This window comes from Cytophaga hutchinsonii ATCC 33406 (assembly GCF_000014145.1).
In the GTDB taxonomy this organism is placed as follows: domain Bacteria; phylum Bacteroidota; class Bacteroidia; order Cytophagales; family Cytophagaceae; genus Cytophaga; species Cytophaga hutchinsonii.
Genome location: NC_008255.1, coordinates 1539539 through 1557310, shown reverse-complemented (window position 1 = coordinate 1557310; position 17772 = coordinate 1539539). Strand labels below are relative to the sequence as shown.

The window sequence follows — 17772 nt, the reverse complement described above, 5'->3', positions numbered from 1 at the left end:
TACCTTAAACAAATCCTGTTCAATGTATCTTAAGTCTATTTTTTAACTATTTCAGAAAGTAATAATTAGTTAAATTTAAAATAATATTAGAAAGTTACTATTTGCAATTTTCCGTATTAATAATAAACTAATTAGCATACTTTATTTACAATCCTCCATTTTGTATGAATCAAAAGATCAGGAACTTAATCATTATCTGTGCAGGTTTATTCTTCCTTTCAACGCATTTAAGTGCTCAGACACCTTATTTTACCCCAGCTGAATACAAAAAAGCGTTGTGGATGACTACCCGTTTTTATGGTGGTCAGCGTGCAGGCGACAATAACTGGTTATTATACAATCACCTTCCTTCCGGAGTTAATGCTTCATTAAGAGGAAAATCCTTTTTACAGGATGGTGATGCAGGTTATGATTTGAGTGGAGGTTGGTTTGATTGTGGAGATCATGTAAAATTTGGTCAGACGGAATATTATTCTGCCTACATGCTTTTGAAAGGTTATGCTGAATTCCCAACCGGGTACGGTGATTATTATGCCTATGACTACCAAGGATATAAAACAGCAAACAGCTGGAACTGGGAAGGAACAGGCCACTCGCCAAACGGCATACCAGACATTCTGGATGAAGTAAAACATGCTACAGATTATTTTATTAAGTGTGCAAAAAACTCTACAACCTTCTATTATCAGGTCGGTCAGGGTGGGCCCGATCACATGCTTTGGGAAACAGCCGTACAAATGCAGACAGAATCTGTTGGGAATGGCGGAGAACCAAGAGTTGTTTATAAAAACCCCAGTGATGCTTCCATGCCTTCTTTCTGCGGAGCAACATTAGCTTTAATGTCCAGATTATATAGACAATACGATGCAGCGTACGCAGACTTATGCCTGGAGCATGCAAAATATGCCTATGATTACGCGAAGGCACACCCAGGTACAATAGGTTCTCCGGATGGTGGTTTTTATCCTGCCAACAGCAACTGGAGAGATGATTACTCTTCTATGTGTGCCGAATTATTCTGGGCAACCAATACGGCTGCTTATAAAACAGAAGCATTATCGTTTACAATAGCAGCATCCGGTTCTGCAAACATTACTGGTAACACGTATGGATTTGATTATTCAAATAACGGAGATATTGCCATTTACAATCAGGCTTTATTAGGAAATACAAGTGCTAAAGGGGTTTTAAACACGATTGTAACAAGTAATTATTTAGGCAATGTACAGGGAGACGGTCAGTTTAACGGCGGTAATACAACCTGGGGACCGACCCGATACAATGCAAACACTGCATTCATCGTTGCCTTATGGCAAAAATTATATGGAACTGATGCTACTCCCCATAAATATATTTATGACAACATTGATTACTTACTTGGAAAAAACTCAAGTAACCAATCATTTATTGTCGGCTTCGGAACAAAATCTCCAAAATTCCCGCACCATAGAAATGTTTACCTGCGGGATAATAATCCATCCGATGCTGTAAAAGCTACAATGACCATTCCAGCAAAAAATCAACAGTTTGGGTTAATGGTTGGCGGCTCAAGAAACGCATCTTCTTTCAGTGACAATGTTGTAAACTATCAGCACACAGAAGGTGGTATTGATTACAATGCCTGTCTGGTAGGTGTACTCGCTTACCTTAACTCTGTTTTAGCACCCGTATCTCAACACCCTTCTCCAAATTTAGGCGCAGACAAATCGTTGTGTGGTACCGGGAGTATAGTACTGAATTCGGGTATTGCAACGGATACTAAAAAAACATTTACATGGAAAAAAGATAATGTAGTTGTACAGGCTGCTTCAACAACAGCTAATACATATACGGCAACAGCTGCAGGTACCTATGTAGTAGTACTTGATTCTGCAGGCAAATGGTCTACACAGGATGAAATAATAATTACAGCTACATTACCTGCATTCAGCCTTGGATCCGGAGTTCAGTTATGTAACCCGGCTACCGCAACATTAGATATCGGTGCAACAGGCACGGGTTATACCTACCAATGGAAGAAAAACAATGTTGTGCTTGTTGGTGCAACCGCTAAAACATTAGAAGTATCTTCTGCAGGCACCTACGTGGGAACATTAAGTGCATCCGGCTGTACGTCTACAACCAGCAGTGTGATTGTTACGTCTTCTCTGCCCGTTGCCGGAAATGACACACTTTGTGCAGCAGGTACAGCGGCATTAACCATAACAGGCAGCGGCGGTCCTTACCAATGGTATACAGCAGCTACGGGAGGTACATTACTAACAACCGGAACCAGCTACAGTCCTTCTGTAACGGCGTCAACAACCTATTATGTACAGGATGGAAGTTCTGTAAGCGTTACTGCCGGGCCTTCTTCCGCATCTAATCCCTTATCAGGAGGAACAAATGGCGGTAACGTGGGTATGAAATTCACCGCGTCAAAAGCATTCACTATTACACAGCTGAAAATATTACCGTATGTATATAGTTGCGGTTCGAGCGATAATGTATTTGCGACATTTGATCTGTCAAAAGATGGTACCAAAATCGGAACATACACATCCTCTTCTGTTCCTTGCACAGGCACACAAAGTGGCTCTCCGTTCAATACATTTTATACGTTGAATTTCCCGACAGCAATTTCTATCCCGGGTGCAGGAAATTATACCCTAACACCAAATGGCGGTAACGCAATTGTATGGTTTGCTTCCGGTGCAAACTTCAGTACCATGGATGCTGCCGGTGTAATGGACATTACAGATGATACACGTGATGACATGGCAAACTCCTTCCCGGGTATCTTCGATATAAAAATACAATCCGGTTCAGGTTGTGCAAGAACACCCGTATACGCGATTGTAAATGCCGCCTTCCCGAATTGCAAAGCCAGTAAATCAGCACAGACAATTACCTTCGGAGCCTTACCAGCTAAAGTTTACGGAGACGCACCTTTCACGTTGGCAGCTACCGCTTCTTCCGGCTTAGCCGTAACCTATACAAGCAGCAACCCTGCGGTAGCAACTGTTACTGCTGCCGGTGTGGTTACAATCGTTGGTGCAGGCACTACCGTGATTACAGCAAATCAGGCAGGTAATACAAACTACAATGCTGCAACTGCTGTACCGCAAACATTAACCGTTGGCAAAGCAAACCAGACCATTACATTCGCAACACTTCCGGCTAAAACAGTTGGTGATGCAGACTTTACGTTAGCAGCAACAGCTTCTTCCGGCTTAGCCGTTACCTATACAAGCAGCAACCCTGCGGTAGCAACTGTTACTACTGCCGGTGTGGTTACCATCGTTGGTGCAGGTACTACCGTAATTACAGCAAACCAGGCAGGTAATGCAAACTACAATGCTGCAACTGCTGTACCGCAAACATTAACCGTTGGCAAAGCAAACCAGACCATTACATTCGCAACACTTCCGGCTAAAATAGTTGGTGATGCAGACTTTACGTTGGCAGCTACCGCTTCTTCCGGCTTAGCCGTAACGTACACAAGCAGCAACCCTGCGGTAGCAACGGTTACTGCTGCCGGTGTGGTTACCATCGTTGGTGCAGGTACTACCGTAATTACAGCAAACCAGGCAGGTAATACAAACTACAATGCTGCAACTGCTGTACCGCAAACATTAACCGTTGGCAAAGCAAACCAGACCATTACATTCGCAACACTTCCGGCTAAAATAGTTGGTGATGCAGACTTTACGTTGGCAGCTACCGCTTCTTCCGGCTTAGCCGTAACGTACACAAGCAGCAACCCTGCGGTAGCAACGGTTACTGCTGCCGGTGTGGTTACCATCGTTGGTGCAGGTACTACCGTAATTACAGCAAACCAGGCAGGAAATGCAAACTACAATGCTGCAACTGCTGTACCGCAAACATTAACCGTTGGCAAAGCAAACCAGACCATTACATTCGGAACACTTCCGGCTAAAACAGTTGGTGATGCCAGCTTCAGCTTAACCGCAACAGCTTCTTCCGGTTTAGCCGTAACGTATACAAGCAGCAACCCTGCGGTAGCAACGGTTACTGCTGCCGGTGTGGTTACCATCGTTGATGCAGGTACTACCGTGATTACAGCAAACCAGACAGGTAATGCAAACTACAACGCTGCTCCTGCTGTTACGCAGACATTAACGGTAAATACACCTGCTAAAACAAACCAGACAATTACATTCGGAACAATTCCGGCTAAAACAGTTGGTGATGCCAGCTTCAGCTTAACCGCAACGGCTTCTTCCGGTTTAGCCGTAACCTATACAAGCAGCAACCCGGCCGTAGCAACGGTTACTGCTGCCGGTGTGGTTACAATCGTTGGTGCAGGCACTACCGTGATTACAGCAAATCAGGCAGGTAATACAAACTACAATGCTGCAACTGCTGTACCGCAAACATTAACCGTTGGCAAAGCAAACCAGACCATTACATTCGCAACACTTCCGGCTAAAACAGTTGGTGATGCAGACTTTACGTTAGCAGCAACAGCTTCTTCCGGCTTAGCCGTTACCTATACAAGCAGCAACCCTGCGGTAGCAACTGTTACTACTGCCGGTGTGGTTACCATCGTTGGTGCAGGTACTACCGTAATTACAGCAAACCAGGCAGGTAATGCAAACTACAATGCTGCAACTGCTGTACCGCAAACATTAACCGTTGGCAAAGCAAACCAGACCATTACATTCGCAACACTTCCGGCTAAAATAGTTGGTGATGCAGACTTTACGTTGGCAGCTACCGCTTCTTCCGGCTTAGCCGTAACGTACACAAGCAGCAACCCTGCGGTAGCAACGGTTACTGCTGCCGGTGTGGTTACCATCGTTGGTGCAGGTACTACCGTGATTACAGCAAACCAGGCTGGAAACGCTACTTACAACGCCGCTCCTGCTGTTACGCAGACATTAACCGTTGGCAAAGCAAACCAGACAATTACCTTCGGAACAATTCCGGCTAAAACGGTTGGTGATGCCAGCTTTACCTTAACCGCAACGGCTTCTTCAGGTTTAGCCGTAACGTACACAAGCAGCAACCCTGCGGTAGCAACCGTTACTGCTGCCGGTGTGGTTACTATTGTTGGTGCAGGCACTACGGTTATTACAGCCAACCAGGCTGGAAACGCTACTTACAACGCCGCTCCTGCTGTTACGCAGACATTAACGGTAAATACACCTGCTAAAACAAACCAGACAATTACCTTCGGAACTCTTCCGGCTAAAACGGTTGGTGATGCAAGCTTTACCTTAACCGCAACGGCTTCTTCCGGTTTAGCCGTAACGTACACAAGCAGCAACCCTGCGGTAGCAACCGTTACTGCTGCCGGTGTGGTTACTATTGTTGGTGCAGGCACTACGGTTATTACAGCCAACCAGGCTGGAAACGCTACTTACAACGCCACTCCTGCTGTTACGCAGACATTAACGGTAAATACACCTGCTAAAACAAACCAGACAATTACATTCGGAACAATTCCGGCTAAAACAGTTGGTGATGCCAGCTTCAGCTTAACCGCAACGGCTTCTTCCGGTTTAGCCGTAACGTACACAAGCAGCAACCCTGCCGTAGCAACGGTTACTTCCGCTGGTGTGGTTACTATCGTTGGTGCAGGTACTGCCGTAATTACAGCAAACCAGGCTGGAAACACTACTTACAACGCCGCTCCTGCTGTTACACAGACATTAACCGTGAATGCGCCGGCACCAGTATCTGTTATTCAGGTTTTAACCAGTACATCTGCCATCGTTGAGAATGACGGAGCAACGATCAATATCGGTTCTAATTTGATGAACACTTCTACTTCATTGTATACATTCACTATAAAAAATACAGGATCCAGCAATTTAATTATTGACAACATTGTTGGCTCAACAGGATTCAGCGCGAATCAGATCTCTCCTTCAGGTCCTATTCTTCCGAATTCATCTGCAACGTTTACTATTTCAGGTATACCAAATAATGTTGGCAGCCCAAGACAGGGAACAGCTACGATATTCTACAACAGTAAAATATTTACAATTAATGTATCGGTAAGTGTGGGAACTCCTACCGGTGTTGCAACGATGCTGTCTCAATCTGATATTGAAATCTATCCGAATCCTACCAGCGGTAATTCTAACTTAGAATTCAAAGGTACTTTTGACAATATAGAAGTAACTATATACAGTATCGACGGAAGTAAAATTTCAGTTTCTCAGCTTGGCTCCGCGAGTAGTTCGGTAGGTACGGTTGAAGTACAGGAATTACCTTCTGGTGTTTACCTGGTTGAAGTAAACACCACACAGGGAAAATTGATAAAACGCCTTATAAAAGAATAGCCTATACAGATCAGATAAAAACAAAAAGAGACATCATACTTGATGTCTCTTTTTGTTTTTTATAGCATTTGATTCGTATCTATTTATAGGTACCAAAGAGTTCAACCATTTTTTTATTACGGAAGTTGAAAATTTCTTCCAGCTTATTTTTCACAAGAAACGGGTGAGCCAGATTTCCCAATATGCCAAAGGGTAATTTATAATGTAATATATCCGTCATTTCAACCCCGTTTTCAATAGCTTTAAAATGATGCTGGTGGTGCCAGATAGCATATGGCCCTACACGCTGTTCATCTACAAAAAAACGTTGTGGCTCTACATGTGTAATCTCTGTTACCCACGTCATCGGTATCCCCAATAACGGTCTAACGGTATATTTTATAATCATGCCTGCATACATCGGTATACCGCCTCCCGATTTTATATCAAACCCCATATAAGCAGGTGTTATTTTTTTCAGATTATCCGGGGAAGCAAAAAAATCCCAGGCTTCATCTATTGAAATCGGCAAACGCTGTGTTCTTTCCAGTCTGTACATCTCTTATGCTTTCTGTAATTGTATATTTTCTAAAAATAGTAATATACAATTAGTCCTTTATATATGCAAGGAATTCATTTTTAACCCCTTCTTCTTTAAACTTTCCGGAGTAATGCGCCGTAACCGTTGAGCTGGCTTCATCTTTCACACCGCGCATGGAAACGCATAAATGTTTTGCATCCAGTACAATTGCAACATCTTCTGTTCCCAGAATAGACTTCAATTCATTTGCAATCTGTACCGTTAATCGTTCCTGCACTTGCGGGCGTCTTGCAAAATAATCAACGATTCTGTTGAGTTTTGACAAACCAATTACCTTTCCATTGGAAATGTAAGCAACATGAGCCTTTCCAATAATAGGAACAAAATGATGCTCACAGTTGGAATAAAATGTAATGTTCTTTTCCAGAATCATTTCATCGTATTTGTATTTATTTTCAAACAAAGCCACAGCTGGTTTGTTCAATGGATTCAAGCCGCTGAATATTTCCTTTACATACATTTTTGCTACACGGTTCGGCGTATCCTTCAAACTATCATCAGAAAGATCCAAACCAAGAATTTCCATGATATCCTTAAATTTCCTGCTGATTAATTCCACTTTGATATCATCCTCTAATTCAAATGCATCAACCCGCAATGGTGTTTCCGGATTGGATGAATAATGATCATCATTCAGCTCTTCCTTTTCAATATGTACCGCTTTTGTAATTTTCATATGTACTAAGTTCATGGAAGTATACCAATGACCTGTTCTTCCTTGTAAAATGTAATCTGCTTTTGTTGATTTACTATCTCCGTAACTAAAGTTTGTAGTTCATTAATCAGATAGATCGACAAGTTAACACATATACTACTATTATAATTCCTTCTGGTGTTTATTTTATCCTGATTCAGTGATTCTTTTTATGCGTTTATCCTGATTTAAAGACATTTTTAAAATAAGTATATTTACGTACTAAATATTTGCATTTACGTAATTTATACGTACTTTTGCTTACGTAGTTAACATTAGTCCCTTTACTTATGAAAAACGAAACGCACATACTGGTTGTAGGCAATGGAATGGTTGGCTACAAGTTCTGCGAAAAGCTGAAGAAAAAAGATTCTTCTGGAAACTTCACCATTACCGTACTTGGAGAAGAACCAAGACCAGCCTATGACCGGGTTCACTTAAGTGAATACTTCAGCACACGTTCTGCAGATCATTTAACAATGGCTCCGAAAGAATGGTATGCGGCAAACAACATTAACCTTGTGTTAGGTAATCCGGTTGTATCTATAGATCGGGAACAGAAATCTGTTACTACCTTTTCAGGTGCTGTCTATACGTATGATAAATTAATACTTGCCACCGGGTCTGCTGCTTTTGTTCCACCTATTAAAGGTGTTGAGAAAGACGGCATCTTTGTATACCGCACGATTGAAGATCTGGAGATGATGATCAAGCAGGCGGAAAAATCAAAGGTGGGTGCTGTAATCGGCGGCGGCTTATTAGGTCTGGAAGCTGCGAAAGCCTTACTGGACTTAGGATTGAAGCCCCATGTGATCGAGTTTGCGCCGCGGTTAATGCCTCGTCAGCTGGATGAGGCCGGTTCTAAAATACTTCAGCAAAAATTAGAATCACTCGGTTTATCCATTCACTTAAATAAAACAACTTCGTACTTCGATGGTGATGCAGCAGTAACAGCTATGCAGTTTGCTGATGATACGCGTCTGGAATTGGATATGGTTGTAATTTCTGCCGGGATTAAACCAAGAGACGAAATTGCTAAGAAAGCAGGTTTAACGGTAGGTCCCAGAGGTGGTATTGAAGTAAATGATGCACTTCAGACATCTGACCCGAACATTTATGCCATTGGTGAATGTGCTTTGCATTGGGGTATGATCTATGGATTGGTTGCACCGGGTTATGAAATGGCTGAAGTAGTGGCGGAGAATCTGATCCATGAACACAGCAAAGCATTCAGATCGTTTGATATGTCTACCAAATTGAAATTAATTGGTGTAGATGTTGCAAGCTTTGGTGATGCATTTGGTACCGAAGAAGGTTCTGTTACAATTACATATGAAAATAAAGACAAAGGAATTTACAAGCGTTTAAATTTATCTGCCGATAAAAAACGTGTTATAGGTGGGATATTAGTGGGTGATGCTGAAAGCTATAACATGTTGCTGCAGATGGTTACTAACAAGATGGCTTTACCACCGGACCCGGAAGATCTGATTCTGGGCTCCCGTGGTGAAGGCAGGTCTGAAGGAGGTAATGCAGGCGTGATGAGCCTCCCCGATGAAGCATTGATCTGTTCATGCGAAGGTGTTACGAAAGGCATGATCTGCTGCGCGGTAACGGATCAACACGTAACAGATCTTCCGGGCATGAAAAAATGTACCAAAGCCGGAACAGGCTGCGGTGGCTGTGTGCCGATGGTGAATGATTTAATTTCCGAGACATTAAAATCTCAAGGCAAGGTGATTAAAAAAGTGCTCTGCGAACACTTTGATTATTCCCGTCAGGAATTATTGGATCTGATAAAGATCAATGAATATAAAAGTTACGATGTTATTCTCAATGAAGCTGGAAAAGGCGATGGCTGCGAGATCTGTAAACCGGCAATCGGTTCAATCTTAGCAAGTGTCTGGAATGAAGTTATTTTAAAACAGGCCACGATACAGGACTCAAACGACCGCTTTTTAGCCAACCTGCAGAAAGGCGGTACTTACTCGGTTGTACCACGTGTGGCAGGCGGAGAAATAACGGCAGATAAACTCATTGTACTGGGTGAAGTAGCGAAGAAATACGATCTCTATTGTAAAATTACCGGCGGACAGCGGATCGACTTGTTCGGTGCGCCGGTTCATCAATTGCCGGATATCTGGGAAGAACTGATCCATGCGGGTTTTGAAAGCGGACATGCATACGGTAAATCATTGCGTACGGTAAAAAGTTGTGTCGGGTCAACGTGGTGCAGGTTTGGCGTACAGGATGCTGTTTCTTATGCGATCCGCATTGAAGACCGGTACAAAGGTATCCGATCTCCGCATAAAGTAAAGATGGCTGTATCGGGTTGTGTACGTGAATGCGCAGAAGCTCAAAGCAAAGACTTTGGCATCATTGCTACCGATAAGGGATGGAACTTATATGTATGCGGCAACGGTGGTGCAAAACCTCAGCACGCACTATTATTTGCTTCAGACCTGGATGATGAAACATGCATCCGATACATAGACCGTATCATGATATTCTATATCCGCACGGCAGAACCATTAATGCGCACAGCAACATGGTTAAATAAATTAGAAGGCGGCATGGATTATTTGCGCGATGTAATTATCAACGATAGTCTTGGTATGTGCAGCCAGTTTGAGAAAGAACTGCAACTGCTTGTTGATACTTATCATTGTGAATGGAAAGAAGTTGTTGAAAATCCGGAATTAAGAAAACGTTTTAACACATTCATTAATTCAGAAGAAGCAGATGAAACAATGGCATTTGTAGAAATGCGTACACAAAAAAAACCAGCAAACTGGAAAGCGTAATTATCCTAAATCCTTTAGTCGTATGAACAATGTAACAACAACTCTTACAGATACTACCTGGTATAAAGCCGGAACTATTACAGACGTACCTGAAAACGGCGGCGCATGTGCCATGATACAAGGAAAACAGATTGCAATATTTAATTTTACGCGCCGCGATGAATGGTTTGCAACGGATAATCTTTGTCCGCATAAACAGCAGATGATTCTTTCCCGTGGAATGATTGGTGACATGAGTGAAGAACCTAAAGTAGCCTGTCCCTTTCATAAAAAATCATTTTCATTAAAAGATGGTCATTGTATGTCGGGTGATGACTATACTATAAAGACCTATCCAATCAAAGTAGAAGACGGTTTAATTTTTATTGGCCTGAATGAATAATTTAACTTCTTTTCTGGAATTGGTTTAGTTGGGGCGGTGGCGAAAAGGGCGTCACCGCCTTTTATTTGCTATCGGAGACACAATTAAAGCATTACAGGAAAACAGGATTACAATATTTATAAATTCCAAATAACAAAAAACAAATTCCAAACGGAGAAAAACAAATCCGTGATCCATTGATTGAATCAAGTAATTTTAGCTGTTGTAATTGTTTTTTTGTTATTTGGAATTTGTCCAAGTTAAGGCTTGCTATTAAAGCTGAATACTACGTACTTAGCACATATTACCTAACACTAATTACGTCCTATGCGTGACATCAGCGGAAAACAGATTACTCTACGTACAGCAACAGGCATCGGCATGGTTACCTGTTCGGCCTCAACGGTTGATCACATAAAAAACGATACCTTACCCAAAGGCAATATGTTTGATGTTGCGCGTGCGGCTGCATTTTTAGCCGCAAAAAATACATCACAGCTTATTCCGCATTGCCACCCGGTGGGTATAGATGGCATGTCTGTTGAATTTGAAATTCTTGATCCTGTAAAACATCAGCAAGAATTAGCCATTCCGCTGGATGGCTTATATGGTGTTGTGATCCGTTCAGAAATAAAATCAATCGGCAGAACAGGTATTGAGATTGAAGCCTTAACGGGTATTTCAATTGCAGCCTTAACGGTATATGACCTGTTAAAAAACATTGATAAGCATTTAAGCATTGGCCCTATCCGTTTGCTTGAAAAAACAGGTGGAAAAAGCGGACAGAAATATTTCAATACACCGCCTAAATGCGCCGTATTGGTTTGTTCCGATTCTACTTTTGAAGGTAAACGCGAAGACCGTTCCGGAAAAAAAATAATCGAAATCTTAAACGAACATGGCATCACTGCTGCAGCCTATGATATTGTACCTGATGAGCGGATTCATATTCAGGAAAAAATACGTGCTTGGGTAAACGAAGATTATGCTTATATCTTTACTACCGGAGGCACGGGTCTGGGGCCAAGAGATAAAACGGTTGAAGCGGTAAAAGAATTATTGGAACGTGATGCAGACGGTATCGCCGAAGCAATGCGTGTGTACGGACAAATGCGTACGCCGCTGGCGATGATGTCCAGAGCGGTTGCCGGTGCAATCAATGAAACACTCATTGTTACCTTACCCGGCAGCAGCAATGGTGTGCGCGAATGCCTGGAAGCAATTATGCCGGCCGTATTTCACGCCCGCAAAATGATGAAAGGCGGAGGGCATTAATATGATATCCTTTGATGATGCACAAAAAACCGTTCTAAGTAAAAAACTTGAAACAACACCTACACAAATCCCCTTGCTTGAAAGCATCGGGAATTTTTATTCTGCCGACATTTCTGCCGATAGAAATTACCCGCCCTTTAACAGAGCCGCGGTGGACGGTATTGCCTTTTACTGGGATGGTATCTCTCCTGTTAAAGAATCTTATCAGATAGCCGGAAGTATTTTTGCCGGAGAAATGTGGCAAAAAGACATTCAGGCGTTTGAGTGTGTGTGGATCATGACAGGTGCACCCGTACCAAAGCAATTAAATATGCTTGTACGGGTAGAAGATATTTCTGCACAAAACAATCATATCTATTTCAGAAAAGGACTCACGTTTACACGTATGCAAAACATTGCAAAGGAAGGGGAAGATATTTTAAAGGATACCGTTGTTTTAACAAAGGGAATGCGCATAACACCGCAGCATGTCAGTACACTTGCTTCGCTCGGATATGGATTTGTTCCTTCTTATGGCTTTTTAACAGCTACCATTTTACGCACCGGCAATGAAATTACTGAACCATCAACTGATGTATTAGCTGCCTGGCAAATTCGTGATTCAAATTCTTTTACGATACGCTCACTGTTAAAAGACTATCCGGTAACGATTAACATGCGTTCAGCTCAAGATACCATGGAAGCATTGGTAACACAAATAGAAGCGGGCAAACATTCAAACATCCTTATACTTACAGGCGGCGTATCGGCTGGTGCCGCAGACCTTGTACCCGAGGCGCTGCTCGCCTGCGGATTTACATGTCACTTTCATAAAGTTGAAATACGCCCTGGAAAACCCATTTGGTTTGGCACACATCCTACTGGCTGCATTGCTTTCGGTTTACCCGGAAATCCGTTTTCTGTTCAGATTGGAGTTAAAGTTTTTGTTGAACCATTTATCCGCGCCTGCTTTAATAACCGGGATAAAACATTCATACACAAAATACTTACCCACGAACGCTTAAAGAAAATTTCTTTCGATGAATTCATTGTTGCCGACGAAAATATACATGGCGTATGTGTTAAAAAACACAACGGATCGGGTGATATTTCTGCTTCCTTATCCAGCACAGGTATGATACGTCATCAGGCACAAAAAGAAAAATTAGAAGCTGGCGACACCGTTGATTATTATCCATGGATGATCAACTGGTAATCAATACGCCTACTTTACGTATACGTTTGTGCGGCTGTCAGAATAAGCAGGTTTCTTTATTTTAGTAAAATCGTATTGCTTATCTACAATGTAATAATCAAATCCTTTCAAGGTATCTGCATCCACATTAATTTGAGGGAAGTGAAATTCCAGTTTTTCGGCTTCGTACCCCTGCGTTTTATTCTCAAATAAAAAATTCGTTTCAAATAGAACGGTTGTAAAAAAATAGCTTCCCCGGCCGGTTATCTTTTTATTTATTTCGTGATACGATATATTAAAGCCTTCATATTTTTCAATCGAATAGTAAAAATTAAAAAAGCAGGCACTTTGAATACATAGCGTTATCAGCAATATGTACCCAACAGATTTTTTTCCCAATACGCTCCCAAAAGGAATAACCATAGCAAATACGAAAACGAAGGCGTAATAATTAAACGTTCTTGGAAAAGGAATGACCGCATGGCCGATCAACAAAATTGCAGGTGCCAAAAGAAAAACAACGAGTAAAATCAACTCGAATTTCATTTTGTTTTTAATAAGCATCAGTATGGATATCAGGATAAACAAAAGAATAACCAGATAGTGTACACCAGTAATTTCTGAGATCATCCGGCTGAAAAAATCCGGAAGCTTTTCGAGTACTTCCGTTCTGGCAATTGGTTTTACAAACTGATTATTGGTAAGCGCTCCAATGCCATTGATGATGATTATAGGCAAATACAACACAAACACAACAGCTAAAACTGCTGCATTACTGAAAAACTGTTTTTTGATTCGTAACCCATTATTCAATAAAATAACCAGGTTCAGAATAATAAACACATATAAAAAAGACGGCATGGTAAAAAACCCCAGCACATTACTTATACTAAAAATCAACCAATGTCTTGTCTGGTCTGCATTAAAAATAATATTGTATGCTGCATATAGTGATACGATAAAGAATAACAGCACCAGACCATACCCTCTGGACATGTAACTGTAATATACAGACATAAAAAGCATAGAAGCTATACCTACTATAAGTAACGAACTGTTTTTAGAATAATATTTTTTAATAAAAGAGAAACAAATCAACCAGCAGAAAAATGAAACGGCAATGCTTGAAATTCTGAGACATAATAAGGGATTGAAAAATGGTATGTATCGGGTAACGTTTGTGATCAATGAATGTAATACGTGATTATTCGGAGCCGGATAATAACATAAGGATGCCAATGGAGACTTCGCGGTAAATTGCAGGTAAGTCCAGGCTTCATCATAAGACACGGGCATTGATACCGCAAAAAAAACAGAACTGATTAATGGTATAACTAATACCCATTTAACTTCTGTGTATAAAAGATCTGTCACAAGTAGCTGAATCTGTCTTTTAAAATAGATAAAAACTGCTGCAGCCTGGCTCCATATTTTTTCAAAGAGAACCAGAATAGATGCAAGTACTACTATACAGAAGATCCCAATACTTTGCAGAATTAAAAATTTATCCGGTGCTACCAGCTCCATGATTTTGTCAGCACGTGCAGCTTCTCCAATCGCATTAATCAGATAATGCATACATCCTTCGTATCCAGAGATAAAAGAAAACAGAAGCATACCGAAAACGCATAACAAAATCAGATACAGAAAAAATTTTAAGGTAAATTTCATTTCAAAATAATTAGAAGCGATCAGACAATTTTAACACGAATGAATGCAGTAAAACGATTACTGATAGTGATAAAAGATACCTTTATCAAACAGTGTCCATAGGCAAGCCTTCATATCTGCTGCTTTCAGGCAATTATTTGTCCACGTATTGCAGGTATAAAATAAACTATATCTTCCTTTTGCTTCAAAAAACAAATCATTTTTTCCATAGGAAGCATTGGGGATTAAAATGTACGCTGATGACGCTGTCGTTTGAAAACTTGATTCCATAAACGCAAGCATCTTCAGATATTGTGCTTTAGAAATAGATACTTTTTTACAGCGTTCACCTTCAATCATCTCTGTATAAAAAGTAACATGCATGGCAGAGCTGCTTAAATAAAACAAGGCATTAAAAGCAGTTTTAGCTGTAAGGTCACCCCAGGTTGGAGTGTCGAGATAAAAGCCTTTATCTCCCCATCCGATACCAACATACTTAAAACCGGTTTTCCCGCCTTTCGTTTTTTTTGAATCCAGGTGCGTTGTCCAGTCTTTCAACTCCGAAGTAAGCGGAAGAACAAGATCTGTGTGTACGCCATTAGAGCGTAAATATACATCCACACAATCTTCTGTACAGGCTTCAAAGTCTGTATTCACGGGTATATACGCAACAGCGGTTATCACAAGTACATAAGTGATAAAACCCAATAGAACAATAAGCATGTATTTAAATACGGTCTTTAACAGCTTAGGTAATTTAATTTTCATTAATTGAGGTCGTTATTTTGAAGGGGTAATATCTTCCGGACTGTTTATATTTTTAAACAGTACTTCTGCTTCTTTTTTAATCGGAATGAAAAAGGAATTGCTGATTTCAATACAGTATTTCAAACTGAATCTGGTTAGGTCTCCGGATAAAAACAGCCAGTATATTTTTCGCAGTGCTTCCGAAGTATAAATCCCGGGCATTGGTTCAATAATTTCATTCGCATATTGATAAACAATAATATCATGCCCTATGCTCATCGTTTCATAGGCCTGAACCAAATCTGACAAGATACTTTTTCCTAAATGAATCATATCGCATGGCAGCAGCAGTACATCCGTATTGGGGTATTTTACATAGAATGATAACAAACCTGCCAAAGGTCCTTTTATATCATCCAGCGTATCAACAATAAGCGCGTCTGCCGGCAAAAAATTCAGATACTGTTGATTCTGTGAAGCATTAATGGAATAATAAAAGGGCAACCCTGCCGAAGCACACAAATTACCTGCGCGCTCTACCAATCGTTCGCCATTTAATTCCATACTCCCCTTGTCTGTTCCCATGCGCGAGCTTTGTCCGCCCGACAATATCAATGCAACAAGTTTATCCGGATCTTCCTCGGGTACTCCACAATACATATGCGTTCATTAACTCTGAGGAATGAAGGTAAAAATTTTACTTCATATATCACAATATGCGCAGCGATTCAACTGAACGGAGTTGTGTAAAACTAAAAAGAACTGATCGTTTATTTAACAAGCAAAAATTTCAAGCCGGCAGAACACAATACAACAAATAGAATTGCAATTAAAAACTTATTCTTATATAAGGTTGAACCTAAATGAGAACCCGCATACCCGCCTATAATTACCGCTACAACCCAGTAGGCAATGTTATGTACCTGAAACGTATTGGAAAACATATGGCCAGCCAAGCCGATCAGCGAATTGCATAAAATAAATAACGCAGCCACACCTGATGTTTTTTTGAGTGAGGTCCAACCCATAACAATGATTAACGGAGAAAGAAAAATACCGCCGCCAACACCGATCAAACCGGAAAACAAACCAATTACGGCACCAACAATCAATGCCGTATAAAGATTTACTTCTTTTATCTCATTCTGTTCAATCTGCTTGTTTCTAATAATTAATGCCACAGCAGATACCAGTAAAAATACACCGGCAAACCATTTGAACCAAAACGGATCAAGCGTAATGGCACCGCCTATAAAGGCTGCAGGAATTGATGTAATACTGAAATATATAAAGACTTTCGCATCAAAATATCCTGCCTTAATAAATTTGTACGAAGCGATGGATGCAACAACAATATTTAAAATCAGCGAAGTTGATTTAATTTCCAGTAAGGGAAATGACAATAAAGACATAACTGCCAGATAGCCTGATGCGCCTGCATGTCCAACTGAAGAATAAATAAAGGCGACAAAAAGAAATAAGCAGCATGCACCCACAATCATCCAATCCATGTAACGTTTTTTAGATACTTATCAGGTAGTGGAACATGAACAGTTATGCCCCCATTCGCTGGTTCCGTCTGCAAAATATTCACGCTTCCAGATAGGCGCTTCATGTTTTACCCGGTTAATAATATATTGGTTTGCTTCGTATGCTTCTTTACGATGACGCGAAGCGGTAATAACAACCACTGCAGCTCCCGACACATCTACGCTGCCGGATCGGTGTACGCAAAGAGCCATTTTCAAATTCCATTTAGCGGCTGCTTCGAGTAAAATTTCATGGATCATATGCTCCGCTAAGGAAGTATGTACTTCATAATCCAGGTATAAAACTTCTTTAGCAGAATCCGTACGCACTTCACCGCTGAAGAGAACGATGGCGCCGGCTTCCGGATGATGATACTCTTTCAGCAGATCGGCCGGGGAAATTTCAGCCGCTGAAATATGTATATCATTAACCACCGCTTGAGGGTGGGATAACGAATATGTTTTCATAGTCTGTAATTTCTTTTTCTAACGGAAGTATTTCTTTTTCTGAAGAGAAGCGACATGCGTTAAGCAGCGTAACGGCATCCGGATACGTTAGCAGCAAGGTTTCTTTAAGCTCCCTGATTGTTCTGATATCCGTTGCGTTCAGTTCCAATGCAGCAGGCATAACATCTTTCAGTGCGGCAAATACATGTACTTTCATA

Annotated in this window: 13 protein-coding genes; 5 read left to right on the top strand and 8 right to left on the bottom strand. The window is 41.1% G+C overall.

Translation table 11 applies throughout. From position 1 onward, the window contains the following. Positions 1–164: 164 nt before the first annotated feature. Positions 165–6293: a glycoside hydrolase family 9 protein gene (locus CHU_RS06500; RefSeq protein ID WP_011584722.1), complete on the top strand. Its 6129-nt coding sequence runs from the start codon at positions 165–167 to the stop codon at positions 6291–6293. Between the two features lie 79 nt (positions 6294–6372). On the opposite strand, the gene CHU_RS06495 is transcribed toward CHU_RS06500, so the two are convergent. Together CHU_RS06495 and folE are read right to left on the bottom strand one after the other, a co-directional pair. After that, entirely contained in the window at positions 6373–6831 is a 459-nt protein-coding gene (locus tag CHU_RS06495; protein ID WP_011584721.1) for an SRPBCC family protein, read from the bottom strand. Between the two features lie 49 nt (positions 6832–6880). After that, a complete protein-coding gene (folE, locus tag CHU_RS06490) occupies positions 6881–7549 on the bottom strand; it encodes a GTP cyclohydrolase I FolE (RefSeq protein WP_041932624.1) in 669 nt (222 codons plus the stop codon). Positions 7550–7857: 308 nt separating this feature from the next. On the opposite strand from folE, the gene nirB reads away from it, so the two are divergent. The 4 genes from nirB (at position 7858) to CHU_RS06470 (ending at position 13202) form a co-directional block, all read left to right on the top strand. Beyond that, positions 7858–10371 (top strand): nitrite reductase large subunit NirB, encoded by a 2514-nt coding sequence (gene nirB, locus CHU_RS06485; protein ID WP_011584719.1) that lies wholly within the window; start codon positions 7858–7860, stop codon positions 10369–10371. Positions 10372–10393: 22 nt separating this feature from the next. Continuing rightward, a complete protein-coding gene (gene nirD, locus CHU_RS06480) occupies positions 10394–10753 on the top strand; it encodes a nitrite reductase small subunit NirD (protein ID WP_011584718.1) in 360 nt (119 codons plus the stop codon). A 306-nt stretch (positions 10754–11059) separates the two neighbouring features. Further along, a complete protein-coding gene (gene moaCB, locus CHU_RS06475; protein ID WP_011584717.1) occupies positions 11060–12007 on the top strand; it encodes a bifunctional molybdenum cofactor biosynthesis protein MoaC/MoaB in 948 nt (315 codons plus the stop codon). A gap of 1 nt (position 12008) precedes the next feature. Then, positions 12009–13202 (top strand): molybdopterin molybdotransferase MoeA, encoded by a 1194-nt coding sequence (locus CHU_RS06470; protein WP_011584716.1) that lies wholly within the window; start codon positions 12009–12011, stop codon positions 13200–13202. Positions 13203–13211: 9 nt separating this feature from the next. Here CHU_RS06470 and CHU_RS06465 read toward each other — a convergent pair whose 3' ends face one another. The 6 genes from CHU_RS06465 to CHU_RS06440 form a co-directional block, all read right to left on the bottom strand. Then, positions 13212–14759 carry a hypothetical protein gene (locus CHU_RS06465; protein ID WP_143144156.1) on the bottom strand — a complete coding sequence of 516 codons (1548 nt, stop codon included), beginning with the start codon at positions 14757–14759 and terminating at the stop codon, positions 13212–13214. Positions 14760–14909: 150 nt separating this feature from the next. Next, complete coding sequence (locus CHU_RS06460; RefSeq protein ID WP_011584714.1) at positions 14910–15599, bottom strand: TIGR02117 family protein; 690 nt, start codon at positions 15597–15599, stop codon at positions 14910–14912. 12 nt (positions 15600–15611) lie between these two features. Further along, entirely contained in the window at positions 15612–16238 is a 627-nt protein-coding gene (locus CHU_RS06455; protein WP_011584713.1) for a molybdenum cofactor guanylyltransferase, read from the bottom strand. A 110-nt stretch (positions 16239–16348) separates the two neighbouring features. After that, a complete protein-coding gene (locus CHU_RS06450) occupies positions 16349–17089 on the bottom strand; it encodes a sulfite exporter TauE/SafE family protein (protein WP_011584712.1) in 741 nt (246 codons plus the stop codon). A 21-nt stretch (positions 17090–17110) separates the two neighbouring features. Then, positions 17111–17575: a molybdenum cofactor biosynthesis protein MoaE gene (locus tag CHU_RS06445; RefSeq protein WP_011584711.1), complete on the bottom strand. Its 465-nt coding sequence runs from the start codon at positions 17573–17575 to the stop codon at positions 17111–17113. Continuing rightward, a complete protein-coding gene (locus CHU_RS06440) occupies positions 17535–17771 on the bottom strand; it encodes a MoaD/ThiS family protein (RefSeq protein WP_011584710.1) in 237 nt (78 codons plus the stop codon). The genes CHU_RS06445 and CHU_RS06440 overlap by 41 nt, the downstream gene beginning before the upstream one ends. Position 17772 lies beyond the last annotated feature (1 nt).